Genomic DNA, 17,046 nt, shown 5'->3' on the forward strand with positions numbered 1-17,046 from the left:
CTCAGCTCACCCGCATCGGCTCATTGATGGTGGTGAAGTACTGGACGGCGGCGGCGATCGCGATCGGGGTGCTGATCAGGATCGTCCCGGCGACACTGCCCAGGACGCCGAGGGCGATGACCCCCGCCATACAGCCGATGACCGCGGCCGGCAGAAACGGGCCGAACAGACCGATCAGGGTGGCCGAGGCGATGCCCGCGCCCGCGAGGCCGCCGAGGACACAACCGACGGCCGCGCCACCGAGTGCCCCGCCGAGCGCGCCGATCGACAAGCCCAGGCCGATGGTGCTGGTCATGCGGTTCCAGGCGTCCTGCTCGCGATCGTAGGGACTGTCCCAATCCGCCTTGTCCTCGAACGGCATGGCCACCGGTTTGTATACCGCCCGGGTCATATCCAGGGCGGGGGTGAGGGTGGCGGTGCGGCCGGTGATGCTCGCGTCGATCGGGAACTCGAAATCGTCGACGCGGAAGGCCAATTCGGTGCCGGTGAGGACGGTGCCGTCGTCGGCGCGGATGGTGAAGGTGCCGTCCTCCACGGCCATCGAGCCGCCATCGGTCACGATGACGGCGGAGTTGTCCCGGATGTGGGCGTTGAAGCCGATCACATCGGGGTCGGGGGAGTTCGCGGCCGCCGGGGCGGTCATGGCCAGTGACGTGGAGATGAAGGCCGCGACCGCGGCCAGGGTATTGATTCTCATCGGAATGATCCTTGAATCGCGTTGTCCGGCAGCGGTATCGGCCACGGCCGGATCCATGGCTGCATACGCGTCCGGCGGTCCGCGCGCATGCGGCGGCACCACCTCGCAAGAAATGGGGAGAGGCGAAAAGATCAGACGTGTGCGAGGCGCGGGGGCGCACGACCGTACAGCGCCGCGACACCGAAAATGCGCAGAATGACACGGTCACGGTGAATCGTGAACGGCCGCAGTGCTTCCGGAATGGCGGGCGGGTGATAGCGCAGCGGCAGCGCACGCGACAGGGCGGCACTCGCGAACCGGTAGGCGGCCTCCATGCCGCAGATCACCAGCGCCAAAGCGATGGCGGCGCACAGGTGCACGAGCATCGAGGTCGTCGACGGCCACAACTCGTGGGTGCGCGCGTGACCGGATTCCAGGCCGATCACCACGTGTCCGAGGGTCTGCCCCAGGATCAGCGCGACGATGAGGCCGAGGCGGCTGCGGCGCACTGGGCCCCAGCCGGTGACCAGCGCGCCGACCCCTGCCGACGACAGGGCGAGCAGTGGCACCGAAATCAGGTTCGGGCTCGCGGTCTCCACCGACCAGCCGTGCACCGCCACCGCCCCCGAGACCGACCCGGCCGCCAGCCCGCGCAGTCCTGCGCTGGTCCGGTCGGCCGCGGTGAGCATTCTTGAATGCTAATCGGTAGCTGAAAATCTCGCAGGATGAGGAATTGACTCAACTTGCCAATTTTGGTGCAGTTGAAGCCTGTATCAAACGCTCCTTTTGCGAGAGCTATTGATTTGCGGATGTGCTGCCATGGTGGGATGCACGCCGCCGCGGCCGGTCCGGGCCGGAGCCGTTGCGCCACTTGCCCGCCGACCACGTCTCCCACAGCAGCGGCCAGATCACCAGCACCGCCACCGCGCAGACCAGCGGCAGCGCGGTGAGATGCGACGCGGCGAACCCGAGGGCCACGGCCAGCACCGCGCAGGGCAGCGGCCAGATCAGCTGTCGCCGCCAGCCTCCACCGCTGCGCACGCCGCTCAACCCGACAACCACGAAATAGGCTGCGGCACCGCCACACAGCGCCCAGCCGACCCCGGTGCTCAGATGCCCGTGCGCGTGCCCCATGGCCAGACCCAGCCCGGCGGCTAGGGCGGCCAGGCCGCCGGTGATGCCGCAGTGGGTGAGCATGATGCGCTGCCAGGGCTCGCCCTCCGCGGTGCCGGTTTCGGCGATCAAGCGCGGCACGAAGCCGAACAACAGGGTGAGAGCCCACATCCCGGCCAGGATCACGAAGGCGGCGAAGGCCAGGCCCAGGACCGCGGCGGTCCAGGACTGGTCGCCGAGAGCGGTGATGATGCCGATGACCCCCTCGCCGAGCACGATGATCACGAACAGGCCCAGGCGTTCACCCAGGTGCGCCGGATCAGCGTGCAGCGCTTCCATTGTCGGTACTCGGTCCGGGTCGAAGCGCTCCGGATCGAAGCGTGGGTTCTGCTGGAAGCGGCGGATTCCGGCTTGCAACCGCTTGCGGGCCTCGGCCAGCACCTGATCGCCGCTCACCGCGAACATGATCCACAGATCCAGGGCCAGACCGGCCACCCACAGCCAGTACTTCGCCGGTTCGGGCACCCACAGCGAGATGATCCACGGGTACACGCCGATGGTGAGTTGGACCGCAGGCCAGTCGACCACGATCTTGCCGCGCCCCCAGAGGTGTTCGGAGCCCAGCCGCACCAGCACGTAGACCGCCGCGAAGGTGGTGGAGTGCCGGTCCGGGATGCCGGGCACGGCCGCCGCCATCAGGCCCAGGCCCAGCATGGCGGTCAGCATCAGTGGTACTCGTGTCTGGTCACGTGCGATATTGCCGTACAGCGTGACGCAGGCCCACACCATCCAGAAGGCCAGGAACAGCACCAGATACAGGCCGAAATCGCCGAGCGATGGCCCCCGGTGCAGCAGGTGGGTCAGCGACCCGATCCCGGCCACCGCGACCAGGTCGAAAAACAGCTCTATCCAGCTGGCATGGCGCTCGTGGGTTTCCGTCGTCTCGGCGCAGTTCGCCTCAGGTGTCTCATCGACCACAGCAGCACGCTAATCCGACCGACCGGATCGCACCCACTTTCCAAGCCGCCACGCCGAGGCCCGGCCCGCCTGTCGGAGGGCGCTGTCATGATGGAGCCCGTGACTGCCGCGCCCACCCAGACCCCGCTCCGGCTCGACGACCTCGACGCCGAGCAGGCCGCGGCCGTACGCGCGCCCCGGGGACCGGTGTGCGTCCTGGCAGGCGCGGGCACCGGCAAGACCCGCACCATCACCCATCGCATCGCGCACCTGGTCGCCGCCGGACATGTGCGGGCAGATCAGGTGCTGTCGGTGACGTTCACCGCCCGCGCGGCGGGTGAGCTGCGGAATCGGTTGCGCGCCTTGGGTTTGAGTGGTGAGGCCGGGCAGGTTCAGGCCCGCACCTTTCACGCCGCGGCGCTGCGGCAGCTGAAGTACTTCTGGCCCCAGGTCGTCGGTGACGTGCCGTGGCGGCTGATCGACGGCAAGTTCCCCATCGTCGCGCAGGCCGCCGGGCGCGCGGGCCTGCCCACCGATACCGACAGCCTGCGCGACCTGATCAGCGAGATCGAATGGGCCAAGGGCTCGCTCATCGCGCCCGAGGACTACGCCGGCGAGATCGGCCGCCGTCACCGCGACGCGCCCTACGACGCCAAGAAGGTGTCGGCGGTCTACACCTATTACGAGGCGCTCAAGACCACACCCGACGGTCTGCTGCTCGACTTCGACGACCTGCTGCTGCACACCGCCGCCGCGCTCGAGGACTACACCTCGGTGGCCGAGGAGTTCCGCGGCCGCTACCGCAGCTTCGTGGTCGACGAGTATCAGGACGTCACCCCGCTCCAGCAGCGGGTGCTCGACGCCTGGCTGGGTGATCGCGACGATCTGACCGTGGTCGGCGACGCCAACCAGACCATCTACTCCTTCACCGGGGCCAGCCCCACCCATCTGCTCGACTTCTCCCGCCGTTTCCCGGACGCCACCGTGGTCCGTCTCGAACGCGACTACCGCTCCACCCCACAGGTGGTGTCGCTGGCCAACCGGGTGATCGGCGCGGCTCGCGGTCGCATCGCGGGCACCCGGCTGGCCCTCATCGGCCAGCGCCCCGACGGACCCGAACCCACCTTCGCCGAATTCGACGATGAGCCCGCCGAGGCCGCCGCGGTGGCCAAGGCGGTCGCCAAACTCCTCGGAAACGGTGTTCCCGCAGCGGAAATCGCGATCCTCTACCGCATCAACGCGCAGTCCGAGGTATACGAGCAGGCGCTCACCGAAGCGGGCATTCCGTATCAGGTGCGTGGCGGCGAGGGGTTCTTCAACCGGCCCGAGGTGCGGCAGGCGGTCTCCGCGCTGCGCACCGCCGCCAACCGCGATGATCTCCCCGATGCCCGCGGCGACAAGCTCGTCACCCTGGTCCGCGCGGCCCTCGCGGGCGTCGGGTTGACCAAGGAAGAGCCCGTCGGCGTGCAGGCGCGGGAGAAATGGGCCTCGCTGGTGGCGCTGGTCCAGCTCACCGAGGAACTCGCCGAACAGGAACCGGAACTCGACCTGAGCGGTCTGCTGCGGGAACTGGCAGCCCGCGCCGAGGCCCGGCACCCACCGACCGTGCAGGGCATCACCCTCGCCTCGCTGCACGCGGCCAAGGGCCTGGAATGGGACGCCGTGTTCCTGGTCGGCCTGGCCGACGGCACGCTGCCGATCCAGCACGTACTCGGGCCCGACGCAACGGTTTCCGACGAGTCCGCGCTGGAGGAGGAACGCCGCCTGCTCTACGTCGGCGTCACCCGCGCGCGCGAGCACCTCCAATTGTCCTGGGCGCTGGCGCGTTCCGCGGGCGGGCGCAAGGTGCGTCGGCGTTCGCGCTTCCTCATCGGCCTGGTCCCCGACGATTCCCCGGCCTCCCGCATCGCCGCTCACACCACCGACCGCAAGGCCGGTCCCAAGCGGGTGCACCCGACCTGCCGCATCTGCGGCCGCCCGCTGCTCAACACCCAGGCCACCATGCTCGGCCGCTGCGCCCGCTGCCCCGCGGACGTCGACGTCGAACTGCTCACCGCACTGCAGGATTGGCGTCGTGAGAAGGCGGACGCGCAGAAGCTGCCACATTTTGTGGTGTTCAGCGATACGACCTTGACCGCCATCGCCGAACAGCGGCCGACCGACGATCGGGCACTGGTGGCGATCCCGGGCATCGGGGCCAAGAAGCTGCAGACATACGGGGCGGACGTGCTCGCGATCGTTCGCGCGCGGCTCCGCGACTCTTCCTAGTCCTTACCGGAAATGTGGGCAAGCCCCTAAAAGCGCAGGTCAAAAATAGGTTGTGTGCATCCGTATGACTACCTAGTGTGTTTCTCATGCACCGGGGAAGAACCCGTGTGCACAAGCACTGATCGCAACGAGTGAAGGAGGGAGGCAGACCAATGAACAACACCGTGAACAGCATCGTGACCGGCAATATCGCCGGCAGTTTCGCGACGTCACCTGTCATGTCCATGGCCTCCGCCTCCCGGGGGATCCTCGCATTGCAGGGGATTCGTATGTCCGGCGTGAGCGCCGATCTTGGTCTTCAGGTCTTTGCAAGCAAAGCCCAAGCGGATCAGCAGATCGTGATCAAGCAGGACAAGCCCAAGGGTGACTGGCAGTCGGCAGCCGTTTATGCGGCCGTCGAAGCCACGGCAGTCCTGGCCGGAACCGAGCGTCCGGTCCATCTGCCGGCAGTCCGCCCCCACACCACCGACCCAGCGACCGTGATCAGGAGTCGACACCGAAGTCGACTCAGGTAGGGAACTCTTCCCAGACCTCCTGGCCACGGATCGCGAAAAGCGAAACCGTGGCCATTGTTTTATCGGCCTCCAGCCACTTCGGCACCGGTTTCGCGCAACCCGAACGACCGAAGCACGAGCTGAAGGAGCCCGACGTGTCTACCACCACGGTCATCCGTGAACGAGTGACATGCCGCAACACCGTGGCCAACACGACTTCCCGCACCCGCCGGGTCGTCACCATCACCCTGCCTTGCCGAGCCGGTAACCCGGATCTGTGGTTCGCCGAGGCCCCCGCCCAGCTGGAAGAGGCGAAGGCGCTGTGCGCTTCCTGCCCGATCCGCCAGACCTGCCTGACGGCAGCCCTGGATCGCGCTGAGCCGTGGGGTGTTTGGGGCGGTGAGATCTTCGACCAGGGTGTCGTGATCGCCCGCAAGCGCCCGCGTGGCCGCCCGCGCAAGGTCGCGGTGGCATGATCGCCCCGGCTTCCGGGGGAACAGAACGCAGACGACCCGCTTACCTGCCGGTAAGCGGGTCGCTTTGCGTCAGAACGACTTTCGTGCCGCCAGCTGTCGGGGTGTCAGCTTGCGGCGGTGAGGGTTTCGGCGTAGCCGGGGACCCAGTCGTGCATGAGTTTCATGAAGGGGACGGTGGCGTCGAGTTGGGCGCAGATGCCGACCGAGCCGCCGAGGACTCGGAAGATCATCACGTGTTCGGCCGGGAGTTGGAGGGAGCGGGCCGTTTTCATCATTTCCGAGTTGGAGATGTCGGTGGCCTTGCCGGCGACCCGCTGCATCCACTTACGCGTGAAGTGGAAGGTCTCGGTCTTGATGGGGTCGGTGAAGGGGCGGAGGTAGGACTGGATTTCCTCGCGGCTCACCGTTTTTCCGGGGATGACCCAGCCGTTGTCGTGCAGCAGGGCGGTCAGTTCCTCGAAGCGGCCCTCCACCTCGTAGGCCACCAGCTCGCCCAGGATCTTGGGGAAGCCGTTGGGCAGGGGAGCGCAGGCGCCGTAGTCGATGACCGCGAGGCGGCCGTCCTCGAGCACCATGAAATTGCCCGGGTGCGGGTCGGCGTGCAGCAGGCCCGCGATCGCCGGTGAGCTGAAATGGAATTCGCCCATCAGGGTGGCGGTGCGGTTGCGCAGTTCGACCGTGCCCTCGGGATCCTCCATGCCGCGCTGGATGATCTTGGAGACCGGGGTGGCATTGTCCAGCCATTCGGTGACGATCACCTTGGGCGCGCTCGCCACCACCTTCGGCACCAGGAAACGCGGGTGCCCGTCGAAGGCCTTGGCGAACTGCCGCTGATGCCCGGCCTCGATGCGATAGTCGAGCTCCTCCTCGGTGCGCTCGCTGATCTCCGCCAGCACCGGCTTGACGTCCGCGCCGGGAATGACGGCGCTCATCATGCCCGCCATGCGGTTGAGCGTCTTGAGATCGGCGCGCAGCGCCTCGTCCGCGCCCGGGTACTGCACCTTCACCGCGACCACCCGGCCGTCGGACCAGACGGCCTTGTGCACCTGGCCGATACTGGCCGAGGCGGTGGGCTCGTCGTCGAACTCCTGGAAGCGCTGCCGCCACCCGGTGCCCAGCTGCTGATCCAACTGGCGATGCACGGTGGCCGTCGGCATGGGCGGCGCGGCCGCCTGCAGCTTGGTCAGCGCCTCGCGATAGTGCTCGCCGAACTCCTCCGGGACGGCGGCTTCCATCACCGACAGCGCCTGGCCGAACTTCATGGCCCCGCCCTTGAGCTCACCGAGAACCGCGAACAACTGTTCGGCGGCCTTCTGATTGAGTTCGGCGTTGATCTCCTGTTTGTCTCCCCCGGCAAGTTTGCGGCCGAAACCCACGGCCGCCCGCCCTGCGATGCCGAGCGGAATCTTGGCCAGCTTGGCATTACGGGAAGAGCGCTTGCTCACAATCTCTGACACGTTCCCATCATGCCGATGTCCCAGACGGTGTGCCAGGAGAATTCGATGTTTGTTCGGGTCGCGAACGATAGTGGTTTTGGTCACAGTCATGCCTTTTCGCCACAACCGCAGCTGGGATGGGCGGGCCACGGCCGTCGATCCAGATGCGGTGCGTCCAGATCCAGTTCGAGCGTGGCGTTCAAGGTGGCCGGTGGCCGCGTGGCCGCGCCGACGGAAATGGTCTCGATCTCCTTGAGCGCCAAGGCCGCCGTCATCGCCACCCCGGCCGGGGAGGCGTACCCGGCGCGGCCCAGCAGCTGGGCGGCCAAGTGCGGCCAGGCCGGTTCGTAGTCGGTCCGGTACAGATCCGCGCAACGCAGACAACCGGTTTCGCCGGGCAGTACCAGCGGGCCGACGATGCCGCGGCCGTCGCGCACCCGGACCTGCAGGTGGGGGATGCGGCGGCGCATGAGTTCGGCGACCAGCCCCGGATCGGGGACCAGCGCATCGGAGAGCGCCAGGAGATCCGGCCGGTCGGCATCGAGGGTGTCCGTAGCCTGCCGATCGTGAGAATGCCCGCCCCGCAGGCCGATCCGCCGCAGACCTTCGAGCAGCGCGTCGGCGAGCGGGCCGCGCCCGTGGATCCGCACCGTCCGCAACCGGGAGCGCGGCTGATCGGAGGCCAGCAGGTCGGCGGCGATCATCCGGTCCAGCAGCTCCTGCACGGTCTCGGGGGCGAATCCCAATTCCCGCGCCTGCCAGAGGATCTCGGCCGTGCTGCGGGTCCCGTCCAGTAGCCGCAGCAGCGCGGGCACGGCCTCGACCGGGCCGGGTGGCTGCACGATCACCGCGGACTCCGGAGTCCACCCCAGCTGGATCGCGCCGTTCGGCCGCACCAGCACGGTGATTCGAGGATGCAGCAGTGGCCCACGGGTGCGTGGCCCGCGCGTGGCAGTCAGCGTCGTCATCTGTCCAGACTGCGCGCCCCCGGAAACGCGGAAACCCGCGAAAACGCTTGTTCATCAGCGCTTTCGCGGGTTATCCACAACTCTTATTTCGAGTCTTCCTCGCCGGAATCCTCGCCCTTGGCTTCCTTCTCGGCCCGCTCGCGTGCCTCTGTCTCGGCCAGCTGTGCCAGCGGATCGTCGAATACCGCCGTGCCACCGCCCAAGACGGAATCGATGAAGCCCGCGGGCGAGTCCATATCCGAGGAGTCGGGCAGCAGATCCGGGTGTGCCCAGACGCCGTCGCGCTTCTCCAGCCCGGCATCACCGGTCAGTCGCCGCCACAGCGCCGCGGCCTCACGCACCTTGCGCGGCCGCAGTTCCAGACCGACCAGCGTCGCGAAGGTCTGCTCGGCCGGGCCGCCGGTGGCGCGACGACGGCGCAGCGTCTCGGCCAGTGCGCCCGCCCCGGGCAGCCGATCGCCCACCGCGTCGGTGACCACGGTCTCGACCCAGCCCTCGATCAGGGCCAGCAGCGTCTCGAGCCGCTCCAGCGCCGCCTTCTGCTCCGGCGTGGTCTGCGGTTCGAAAGTGCCCTGCGACAACAGCTCTTCGAGCTTGGAGGGATCCTGTGCCAGGGTCATCGGGTCCAGGTTCGCCGCCGCCTGCTCGATGGCCGAGAAATCCATCTTGATGCCGCGCGCGTAATCCTCGACCGCGCCCAGCACCTGCTGGCGCAGCCACGGCACGTGCGCGAACAGCCGCTGATGGGCGGCCTCACGGGCGGCCAGGTAGACCAGGATCTCGCTCTCGGGCTGCTCGAGCCCGGCACTGAACTCCGAGATGGCCGCCGGCATCAGCGCGGCGGTGCCGTCGGGGCCCAGCGGCAGACCGATATCGGTGGAGGTCAAGACCTCCTTGGCGAGCTGCCCCAGCGCCTGACCCAGCTGCGAACCGAACGCGAGCCCGCCCATCTGCCCGAGCATCCCGAACATCGGGGCCGCGAACTCCTTGGCCTCGGCCGGGAGAGTGGCGGTCCACATGCCCGAAACCTGTTCGGCGACCGGATCACACAGCCGCTTCCAAGTGGGCAGCGTCTCCTCGATCCAGTCGTTGGCGGTCCAGGCGACGGTCTTGTTCGCGCCCGCCGGGAAGGTGGTGGCGGCGTCGAGCCACAGTTCCGCCAGGTGCGCGGCATCGGTGACCGCGCTCTGCGCGCCGGCGGAGACCGGCGTGACACTCGCGCCGAGTTGCTGGCGGGCCAGCCGTTTGGCGATGTCGTAATTGACGGGTCCGCTCTGCGCGCCCGGCTGGCCCATGTTGGAGAACATGGCGCCCAGCTGACTCAGCATCTGACCGAGTTGCGAGGGATCGAATCCGCCGCCGCCCTGACCCCCGATGGGGAATCCGAACGGGTTGTTCGCACCGGAACCGCTGGACTGATCTCCGGGCTTGCGCTCCGGATCGTCATCGCGATTCGAGAATCCGAACGGGAAATCACTCATACCCACTACGGTACTGGAGCCCCGGACCACGCGAACCGCCGAGCGGAGCGCGGCAATGGCCTCGATGACCAGTACCCTTGGCCGCGTGAACCGTCGGATAATCACCCTGCTCGCCGCTCTGATCCCGATTCTGGCGCTGGGCGTCGTGGGCAGTGTGGTTACCGTTCCGTTCGTCGCCCTCGGACCCGGGCCGACCTTCAACACGCTGGGCGAAGTCGAGGGCAAACAGGTCGTCGACGTGCAGGGAGCGCCGTTGAAACCGACCACCGGCAATCTCAATATGACGACGGTGTCCGTTCGCGATCGGCTGAATATCTTCGAGGCGCTGGGCCTGTGGATCGACGGTCAGCACGGTTTGGTGCCGCGCGCGGAGGTGTATCCGCCGGGACAGTCGCGTGACGAGGTAGACAAATCCAATCAGCAGCAGTTCAAGGATTCCGAGGACTCCGCGGAATTGGCGGCGCTGAACTATCTGAAGCTGCCGACCGAGGTCCGGCTGGTGAATGTGTCCGAGGACGGCCCGGCCAAGGAATTGTTGAAGAAGGACGACGAGATCGTCAGCATCGACGGCAAGGCGGTCGCCACGACCAAAGATGTTGTCACCGCGATCTCCTCGACCAAGCCGGGCACGCCCGTCCACCTGGTCGTGCGCCGGGACAATCAGGAGCAGAACGTCGAGATCCCGGTCGGCGCGCGTCCGGACGATTCCGGCAAGGGCTATCTCGGCGTCACCCCCAGCGAGTTCAGCAAGGGCCCGGTCAAGGTCGACTTCAATCTCGGCGAGATCGGCGGCCCCTCGGCCGGACTCATGTTCACCCTGGCCGTGATCGACAAGCTCACCACCGGTGACCTCTCCGGCGGCAAGTTCGTCGCGGGCACCGGCACCATCGACCCGGACGGCAAGGTCGGCCCGATCGGCGGCATCCAGTACAAGATGATCGCCGCCCACGACGCGGGCGCGGTGACCTTCATGGTCCCGGCCGCCAACTGCAACGAGGCCGCCCAGCGCACGCCGGACGGCCTGCGCCTGGTCAAGGTCGACAACCTGGCCGACGCGGTCCAAGCACTCCAGGACCTCAACGCCGGCAAGGAAGTTCAGGGCTGCAGCTAGCCCCGGTCGGTCAGCTCAGAAGTCGTCGGGGTCGTTCTCGAGGGTGTTGCGCAACGCCTCGACGAGGCCGGTGGCCAGGTCGGGGGCGGTGCGCAGCTCGAGGTCGCCGAACGGGTCCTCCTCGTCCTCGGCCGGACGGACCTGCAGCAGCGACAGCGAGGTGCCGTCGCGCAACACGCCCACGAACAATCGCGCGTCGCGACGCTCGGAGTGGGTGAGCGCGGCACGCCGGGCGGCCTCGTCGGCGGCCTCACGATCGGCCAGCAGCGGCGCGATGGCGTCGTCGAGGGTCTGCTCGGCATCGGGCGGCAGCACCACGATCTGCTGGGCCAGTACGCAACCCTCGACCGAGGCGGGCCAGCTGGTGGTGCCCAGGAATTCGTCCAGCGCCATGGCGTCGGCCTCCCCGGCGATGTCCACCGGGAACGGTTCCTGCGCAATGGGAGTCAGTGCGTTGTGGGCGTCCAGCTGATCCAGTAGTCCGGGTTCGGCCGCGACCAGGTCGGCCGTCGGGACCAGCGCGAACATCTGCGGCGGGCGGTCCCAGCCCTCGCCGTCGACATACTCCGCGACTTCCCGGATGGACCGGTACAGGGCCGACGCTGCCCACTGCTCTGGATTCACCCCGCAATCCTCGCATCGCTCCCAGTCGCTCCACGCGGCAGGTGTTGGGCCGCGCGGCGGGCGTTTTACGTAGAGTGGGGCGCGAACGGTCCCCTGGGACCAACTCGCATCATCGGACTGCGGCATTCCGGGCCGGGAAAACCCGGCGTGGAATGCCGCCGGACCCTGGGAGAGTGGCATCGTGGGCATGCGCCCCCCGACCGGCTTACCTTCGCTGTCCCGACGCAGTCGCATACTGCTCGTCACGGCTTTGGTGTTGGCGGCTCTGTTACTGGTCGGGCCTCGGCTCACCGACGCCTACACGAACTGGTTGTGGTTCGGGGAGGTGGGTTTCCGCAACGTCTACAACACCGTGTTGCTCACCAGGATCCTGCTGTTCCTGGTGGTCGCGATCGTGGTGGGCCTGATCATCTGGTCGGCGTTGCTGCTGGCCTATCGCTCGCGACCGGTGTTCGTGCCGACCAGCGGTCCCGGCGATCCGATCGCGCGCTACCGCACCACCGTGATGAGCCGGCTCAAGTTGTTCGGCATCGGTATTCCGGTGCTGATCGGTGTGCTGTCGGGTCTGGTCGCGCAGTCGAACTGGGTGACCGTGCAGCTGTTCCTGCACGGCGGCTCGTTCGGGCAGCAGGATCCGCAGTTCCACCTGGACATCGGTTTCTACGCCTTCGATCTGCCGTTCTACCGCATGGTGCTGAACTGGCTGTTCGTCTCCGTGGTGATCGCGTTCTTCGCGAACCTGGTGGCGCACTACGTGTTCGGCGGGTTGCGGCTGGCCGGGCGCGAGGGCGCGCTGAGCACCTCGGCGCGCGTGCAGTTGGCGATCATCGCCGGAATCTTCGTGCTGCTCAAGGCGGTCGCCTACTGGTTCGACCGGTACGCGCTGCTGTCGAGCACCCGCAAGGATCCGACCTTCTCCGGTGGTTCCTACACCGATATCAACGCGGTGCTGCCGGCCAAGCTGATCCTGCTGTCCATCGCGGTCATCTGCGCCATCGCCTTCTTCGCCGGAGTCGTGCTGCGCGACTTGCGGATTCCGGCCATGGCGGCGGCGCTGCTGGTGCTGTCGTCGGTGCTGGTGGGCGCGGTATGGCCGCTGCTGGTGGAGCAGTTCTCGGTGAAGCCGAACGCGTCCACCAAGGAGAGCGCCTACATCCAGCGCAATATCGACGCCACCCGCGTGGCCTACGGGATCACCCCCGACAAGGTGGATTACGTCGACTACAAGAGCGGCGGCCAGGTGTCCGCGGCGCAGGGCGTGGCCGATCAGCAGACCATCGGCAATACCCGGCTGCTGGATCCGAACCTGTTGACCGCCACTTTCACCCAGCGCAATCAGCTGCAGAACATCTACGGCTTCCCGGACACCCTGTCCATCGACCGCTACAACGTCGCCGGTGTGACCAGTGACTATGTGGTCGCGGCCCGTGAGCTGCAGCCGGCGAATCTGGCCGACAACCAGAAGGATTGGATCAACCGGCACACCGTGTACACGCACGGCAACGGCTTCGTCGCCTCGCCCGCGAACAAGGTGAACGCCGCGCCGCCGAACGATCCGAATCAGGCGCAGCAGTCCGCGGGCGGCGACGCCAGCGGAGGTTACGGCTACCCGGTGTTCTCGGTGCCGGGTCCGAACGGGACCGATCTGAAGACGGTCAGCGACCTGGGCACGCCCGTGGACCAGGAGGCCATCAAGGTCAACCAGCCGCGCATCTACTACGGCCCGCTGATCTCGAAGACCGATGCCGACTACGCCATCGTCGGCGCGAACAACCAGGCGCCGCGCGAATACGACACCAACGATTCGCAGTTCACCTACAACGGTGAGGGTGGCGTCCGGATCGGGAACTGGTTCAACCGGCTTGCCTTCGCGGCGAAGTACGCCGAGCGCAACATTCTGTTCTCGGGTGCCATCGGGTCGGATTCGAAGATCATCTTCAATCGCAATCCGCGCGACCGGGTCACCCAGGTCGCGCCGTGGCTGACCGCCGACGGCGATTCCTACCCGGCCGTGGTCAACGGCCGCATCCTGTGGATCGTCGACGCCTACACCACGCTCGACAACTACCCGTACGCGCAGAAGACGCCGCTCGACGGTGCGGTCGAGGACAGCATCGACCAGACCACGGGGCGTCTACTACCTCGTAAAGAGGTGTCGTACATGCGGAACTCGGTGAAGGCGACCGTCGACGCCTACGACGGCACCGTCACCCTGTACCAGGTCGACAAGACCGACCCGGTGCTGCGGGCCTGGAGCGCGGTCTTCCCCGGCACGGTGAAGTCCGAGGACGCCATCACCCCCGAGCTGCGCGCGCACTTCCGTTATCCGGAGGACCTTTTCAAGGTGCAGCGCGAGATGCTGGCCAAGTACCACGTGGATGATCCGCGAGAGTTCTTCGCGGGCAACGCCTTCTGGTCGGTGCCCAACGATCCGACCCAGGAGGGTGCGGCCGCCAGCGCGCATCAGCCGCCGTACTACGTGCTGATCGGCGATCCGAAGACGGGCAAGGCGCAGTTCAACCTGACCAGCGTGATGGTCGGGTACAAGCGGAACTACCTGTCGGCCTACATCCAGGCGCATTCGGATCCGGACAACTACGGCAAGCTGACGGTGCTGAAGTTGCCGGACTCGGCGGCGCAGGGCCCGGGCACGATCCACAACCAGATGACCAGCAATGGCAATGTGGCCTCGTTCCGAACCCTGTTGACCGGCACCAACGGCAACAAGCTCAAATACGGCAACCTGTTGGCGCTGCCGGTCGGCAACGGCGGCATCCTCTATGTCGAGCCGTGGTACCTGGAGCGCGCGACCTCCACCAACGCACCGTCTTTCGCGCAGCTGGTGAAGGTGCTGGTCAGCTACAACGACAAGATCGGGTACGGGTCGACCGTCAAGGAGGCGCTGGCCCAGGTCGGAGCCACCGACCTCGCCAATGCCGCGATCGATGTGCCCGGCACGGTGGTGACGCCGCCCGCTCAGGGTGGCGCGACGACACCACCGCCCACCACCCCGACGCCGCCCCCGGCGACCGGTTCGGCGGGTAAGGACGTGGCCGTCAAGCAGCTCGACGACGCCCTGAAGGCCGTCCAGGACGCCCAGAAGTCCGGCGACCTCGGACAATTGGGCAAGGCGCTGGAACAGCTGCAGACCGCGGTGAACAACTACGAGAAGCCGGGCAACTGACCCACTGAGGTCCGGCCCGACGTGAAGGCGCTGTCATCCCCTGGATGACAGCGCCTTTCGCATCTGCGGGGCGCACGGGAGTGGGTTCGGACAACCGTTTTCGCATGGCCGCGAAGCTGTGTCGAGCCAGCTGAGAAGCGTGGTGAGCCAAGGGCACCGGTAGCGCGCCGGGATCAGGGGCGGGGACGGCGGGTGGGGATGGCTGGCGGCGCGGTGGACTTCACGGTGGCGAGGACCGGGGTCGTTTCGAGAGTGTGGATGGCGTCGAAGGATCCGATGCGGTCGATCAGGTAGCGGTGCAGGGCGGCCGGGTCGGGGCACAGTGCCTCGGCGATCAGATTGGTGCGACCGGTGGTCGCGGCCACGAAGGCCAATTCGTTGTGGCGGGACAGGGATTCGGCGACCGCGTCGAGCTGCCCGGGGGCGACGGTCGCCCACAGCAGGGCGCGGGTGGTGACGCCGAGGGCACGGTCGTCGAGATCGACATCCAGGTAGAGCGCCCCGGCCGTGCGGAGATCCGCGACGCGGCGCGCCACCGTTGATTGCGACCAGCCGGTGACGGCCGCCAGGTCGGCGAGAGTGGCGCGGCCGTTGGAACGGAGCGCGGAGAACAGCGCGGCGTCGGCGGCCGAGACGGGCTTGGGCGCAGCGGCACGGGGTTTGGGCTCCGAGGTGCGGATCGGGCGGGCCGGATCGCGGGTGTCGTCGGCAGGGGTCGCCGTGTCCGAGTCGTCGGCGGCCACGGTATCGGCGTCGGAATGGTTGTCCGGCAAGAGTTTTCGGCGCTGAGATTCGTCGAGGACGGTGAGGCGTCCCGGCCACGCCGTCGGCCCGCCGACGTAGGTGTGCAGGACGTAGTGCGCCGAAATGCTGGTGATCGCTGAGGTTTTGGGCAGATCGTCCAGCAGTAGTGCCGGTGCGTCGGGGCCGGGGCCGTCGACGATGAGGAACACTTCGGTGCCGCCCGAGGTGAGCATCACCCAGCTGGTGTCGTCGCGGCGGGCCAAGGCGTCGGCGAGCTTGCGGGCGGTGGCGGGGGTGCAGGTCAGGCGGACCAGCCACTGGGTGGTGGCGGTTCGGCCCGGATCGGGCAGGCCGACCACGCGCAGACCGTGTTCGCCGCGCAGGCGGTGATAGCGGCGGGCGACGGTCTGGGTGGAGACGCCGAGCACCTCGCCGATGCGGCTGAACGGTGACCGGCCGTCGATGTGCAGGGCATGGACGAGACCGCGATCCACAGCATCAAGCATGGAAGAAATCATCGCAGATGCACGAGATCTAGCAGATATCACCGATGTCGCGGCGCTTTGTGGTCTGAATTCTCCGTCCCTCGCAGGATGAATGAAGCGGGAAACACCCGCCGATGATGAATGGAGTACCCCATGTTCCTCGTGACCGGAGCTACCGGAACTGTCGGCCGCGCGGTGGTCGATCAACTGCTGGCCGCGGGCCATCCGGTGCGGGCGATCAGCCGCCGCCCCGAGTCCGCGGAGCTGCCCGCGGAAGTCGAGGTGGTGCGCGCCGATTTGAGCGATCCGGGCAGCCTGCCCGCTGCGGTGTCCGATGCGCGTGGAGTGTTCCTGTCGACCGCGGGCCCCGAAATTCCCGTGCACGACGCGAATCTCGCGAAGGCCGCTGCGGTCGCGGGGGTCGAACGCATTGTGAAACTGTCCTCGGGTCGTGCCGGGGATGCCGCCGCGACCGACCCGATCCCGGCCTGGCATCGTGCGGGGGAGGACGCGGTCCGTGCGAGCGGCGTCGACTGGACCATGGTGCGCCCCATGGGTTTCATGTCCAATGCGCTGCACTGGGCGCACTCGGTGCGCGAATTCGGCAGTGTCCGTGCGCCTTTCGGGCAGGGCCGGATCGCAGTGGTGGATCCGCGGGACATCGCGGCGGTCGCCGTCGCGGCGCTGACCGAGACTGGTCATGCCGGGCGGATCTACACGGTGACCGGTCCGCAGGCGCTGTCCCCGGGCGAGCAGACCGATGTGCTGGCCGAAATCCTGGGCCGCGCACTGCGATTCGAGGAGATCTCGCCGGAGCAGGCGCGGGCGGATCTGCTGCGCTTCGGGGTCGAGCCGGAGATGGCCGGGGCCATCATGGCGTTGCGCGCCACGGCCCTGGAATCTTTCACCTCGGTGGTGCATCCGACGGTCGCAGAGGTCACGGGCCGGTCACCGCGAACCTTTCAAGAATGGGCATTCGATAATCGAGCAGCATTTACTGCCGCGTAATAACAATTATTGTCCGTGAAT

General features: G+C 67.5%; 14 protein-coding genes. 6 read left to right on the plus strand and 8 right to left on the minus strand.

Annotated features, from left to right (window positions below; translation table 11 throughout):
* Position 1: 1 nt before the first annotated feature.
* The 3 genes from ACFXHA_RS25270 to ACFXHA_RS25280 form a co-directional block, all read right to left on the minus strand.
* Positions 2–697 (minus strand): hypothetical protein, encoded by a 696-nt coding sequence (locus ACFXHA_RS25270; protein WP_379360813.1) that lies wholly within the window; start codon positions 695–697, stop codon positions 2–4.
* Positions 698–828: 131 nt separating this feature from the next.
* Positions 829–1,365, minus strand: a complete 537-nt coding sequence (locus ACFXHA_RS25275; protein ID WP_379360815.1) for a hypothetical protein — start codon at positions 1,363–1,365, stop codon at positions 829–831.
* Between the two features lie 106 nt (positions 1,366–1,471).
* Positions 1,472–2,767 (minus strand): low temperature requirement protein A, encoded by a 1,296-nt coding sequence (locus tag ACFXHA_RS25280; RefSeq protein WP_379360817.1) that lies wholly within the window; start codon positions 2,765–2,767, stop codon positions 1,472–1,474.
* Positions 2,768–2,857: 90 nt separating this feature from the next.
* On the opposite strand from ACFXHA_RS25280, the gene ACFXHA_RS25285 reads away from it, so the two are divergent.
* From ACFXHA_RS25285 to ACFXHA_RS25295, 3 genes are all read left to right on the plus strand, one after another.
* On the plus strand, positions 2,858–5,014 hold the full coding sequence (locus ACFXHA_RS25285) for an ATP-dependent DNA helicase UvrD2 (protein WP_379361596.1): 2,157 nt from the start codon (positions 2,858–2,860) through the stop codon (positions 5,012–5,014).
* Between the two features lie 152 nt (positions 5,015–5,166).
* A complete protein-coding gene (locus ACFXHA_RS25290; protein ID WP_379360819.1) occupies positions 5,167–5,529 on the plus strand; it encodes a hypothetical protein in 363 nt (120 codons plus the stop codon).
* 182 nt (positions 5,530–5,711) lie between these two features.
* On the plus strand, positions 5,712–5,984 hold the full coding sequence (locus ACFXHA_RS25295) for a WhiB family transcriptional regulator (protein WP_379361598.1): 273 nt from the start codon (positions 5,712–5,714) through the stop codon (positions 5,982–5,984).
* A gap of 104 nt (positions 5,985–6,088) precedes the next feature.
* Here ACFXHA_RS25295 and ACFXHA_RS25300 read toward each other — a convergent pair whose 3' ends face one another.
* The 3 genes from ACFXHA_RS25300 to ACFXHA_RS25310 all read right to left on the minus strand — a co-directional run bounded on the left by ACFXHA_RS25300 (position 6,089) and on the right by ACFXHA_RS25310 (position 9,869).
* The gene (locus tag ACFXHA_RS25300; RefSeq protein ID WP_379360821.1) at positions 6,089–7,441 is read right to left on the minus strand and encodes an ABC1 kinase family protein; all 1,353 of its coding nucleotides are present in this window, start codon (positions 7,439–7,441) and stop codon (positions 6,089–6,091) included.
* 86 nt (positions 7,442–7,527) lie between these two features.
* Entirely contained in the window at positions 7,528–8,388 is an 861-nt protein-coding gene (locus ACFXHA_RS25305; protein ID WP_379360823.1) for a TOMM precursor leader peptide-binding protein, read from the minus strand.
* Positions 8,389–8,471: 83 nt separating this feature from the next.
* Entirely contained in the window at positions 8,472–9,869 is a 1,398-nt protein-coding gene (locus ACFXHA_RS25310; RefSeq protein WP_379360825.1) for a zinc-dependent metalloprotease, read from the minus strand.
* Positions 9,870–9,954: 85 nt separating this feature from the next.
* Between ACFXHA_RS25310 and ACFXHA_RS25315 the strand changes: the two genes are divergently transcribed.
* Positions 9,955–10,980 (plus strand): PDZ domain-containing protein, encoded by a 1,026-nt coding sequence (locus tag ACFXHA_RS25315; RefSeq protein ID WP_379360827.1) that lies wholly within the window; start codon positions 9,955–9,957, stop codon positions 10,978–10,980.
* Positions 10,981–10,995: 15 nt separating this feature from the next.
* Here ACFXHA_RS25315 and ACFXHA_RS25320 read toward each other — a convergent pair whose 3' ends face one another.
* Positions 10,996–11,604, minus strand: coding sequence for a PPA1309 family protein (locus ACFXHA_RS25320; protein ID WP_379360829.1), 609 nt, complete (start codon positions 11,602–11,604; stop codon positions 10,996–10,998).
* Between the two features lie 181 nt (positions 11,605–11,785).
* Between ACFXHA_RS25320 and ACFXHA_RS25325 the strand changes: the two genes are divergently transcribed.
* The gene (locus ACFXHA_RS25325) at positions 11,786–14,788 is read left to right on the plus strand and encodes a UPF0182 family protein (RefSeq protein ID WP_379360831.1); all 3,003 of its coding nucleotides are present in this window, start codon (positions 11,786–11,788) and stop codon (positions 14,786–14,788) included.
* 173 nt (positions 14,789–14,961) lie between these two features.
* Here the strand turns inward: ACFXHA_RS25325 and ACFXHA_RS25330 are convergent, their stop codons facing one another.
* Positions 14,962–16,038 (minus strand): Lrp/AsnC family transcriptional regulator, encoded by a 1,077-nt coding sequence (locus ACFXHA_RS25330; protein ID WP_379360833.1) that lies wholly within the window; start codon positions 16,036–16,038, stop codon positions 14,962–14,964.
* 132 nt (positions 16,039–16,170) lie between these two features.
* Between ACFXHA_RS25330 and ACFXHA_RS25335 the strand changes: the two genes are divergently transcribed.
* Positions 16,171–17,025 carry an NAD(P)H-binding protein gene (locus tag ACFXHA_RS25335; protein ID WP_379360835.1) on the plus strand — a complete coding sequence of 285 codons (855 nt, stop codon included), beginning with the start codon at positions 16,171–16,173 and terminating at the stop codon, positions 17,023–17,025.
* Positions 17,026–17,046: the final 21 nt, after the last annotated feature.

The organism is Nocardia sp. NPDC059240 (assembly GCF_042753865.1).
Taxonomy (GTDB): Bacteria; Actinomycetota; Actinomycetes; order Mycobacteriales; family Mycobacteriaceae; genus Nocardia.

What these genes read in the sequence shown, in the direction of transcription:
- ACFXHA_RS25270 (WP_379360813.1), bottom strand. Translation starts at nt 697, where the DNA reads ATGAGAATCAATACCCTGGCCGCGGTCGCGGCCTTCATCTCCACGTCA.
- ACFXHA_RS25275 (WP_379360815.1), bottom strand. Translation starts at nt 1,365, where the DNA reads ATGCTCACCGCGGCCGACCGGACCAGCGCAGGACTGCGCGGGCTGGCG.
- ACFXHA_RS25285 (WP_379361596.1), top strand. Translation starts at nt 2,858, where the DNA reads ATGGAGCCCGTGACTGCCGCGCCCACCCAGACCCCGCTCCGGCTCGAC.
- ACFXHA_RS25290 (WP_379360819.1), top strand. Translation starts at nt 5,167, where the DNA reads ATGAACAACACCGTGAACAGCATCGTGACCGGCAATATCGCCGGCAGT.
- ACFXHA_RS25305 (WP_379360823.1), bottom strand. Translation starts at nt 8,388, where the DNA reads ATGACGACGCTGACTGCCACGCGCGGGCCACGCACCCGTGGGCCACTG.
- ACFXHA_RS25310 (WP_379360825.1), bottom strand. Translation starts at nt 9,869, where the DNA reads ATGAGTGATTTCCCGTTCGGATTCTCGAATCGCGATGACGATCCGGAG.
- ACFXHA_RS25330 (WP_379360833.1), bottom strand. Translation starts at nt 16,038, where the DNA reads ATGCTTGATGCTGTGGATCGCGGTCTCGTCCATGCCCTGCACATCGAC.
- ACFXHA_RS25335 (WP_379360835.1), top strand. Translation starts at nt 16,171, where the DNA reads ATGTTCCTCGTGACCGGAGCTACCGGAACTGTCGGCCGCGCGGTGGTC.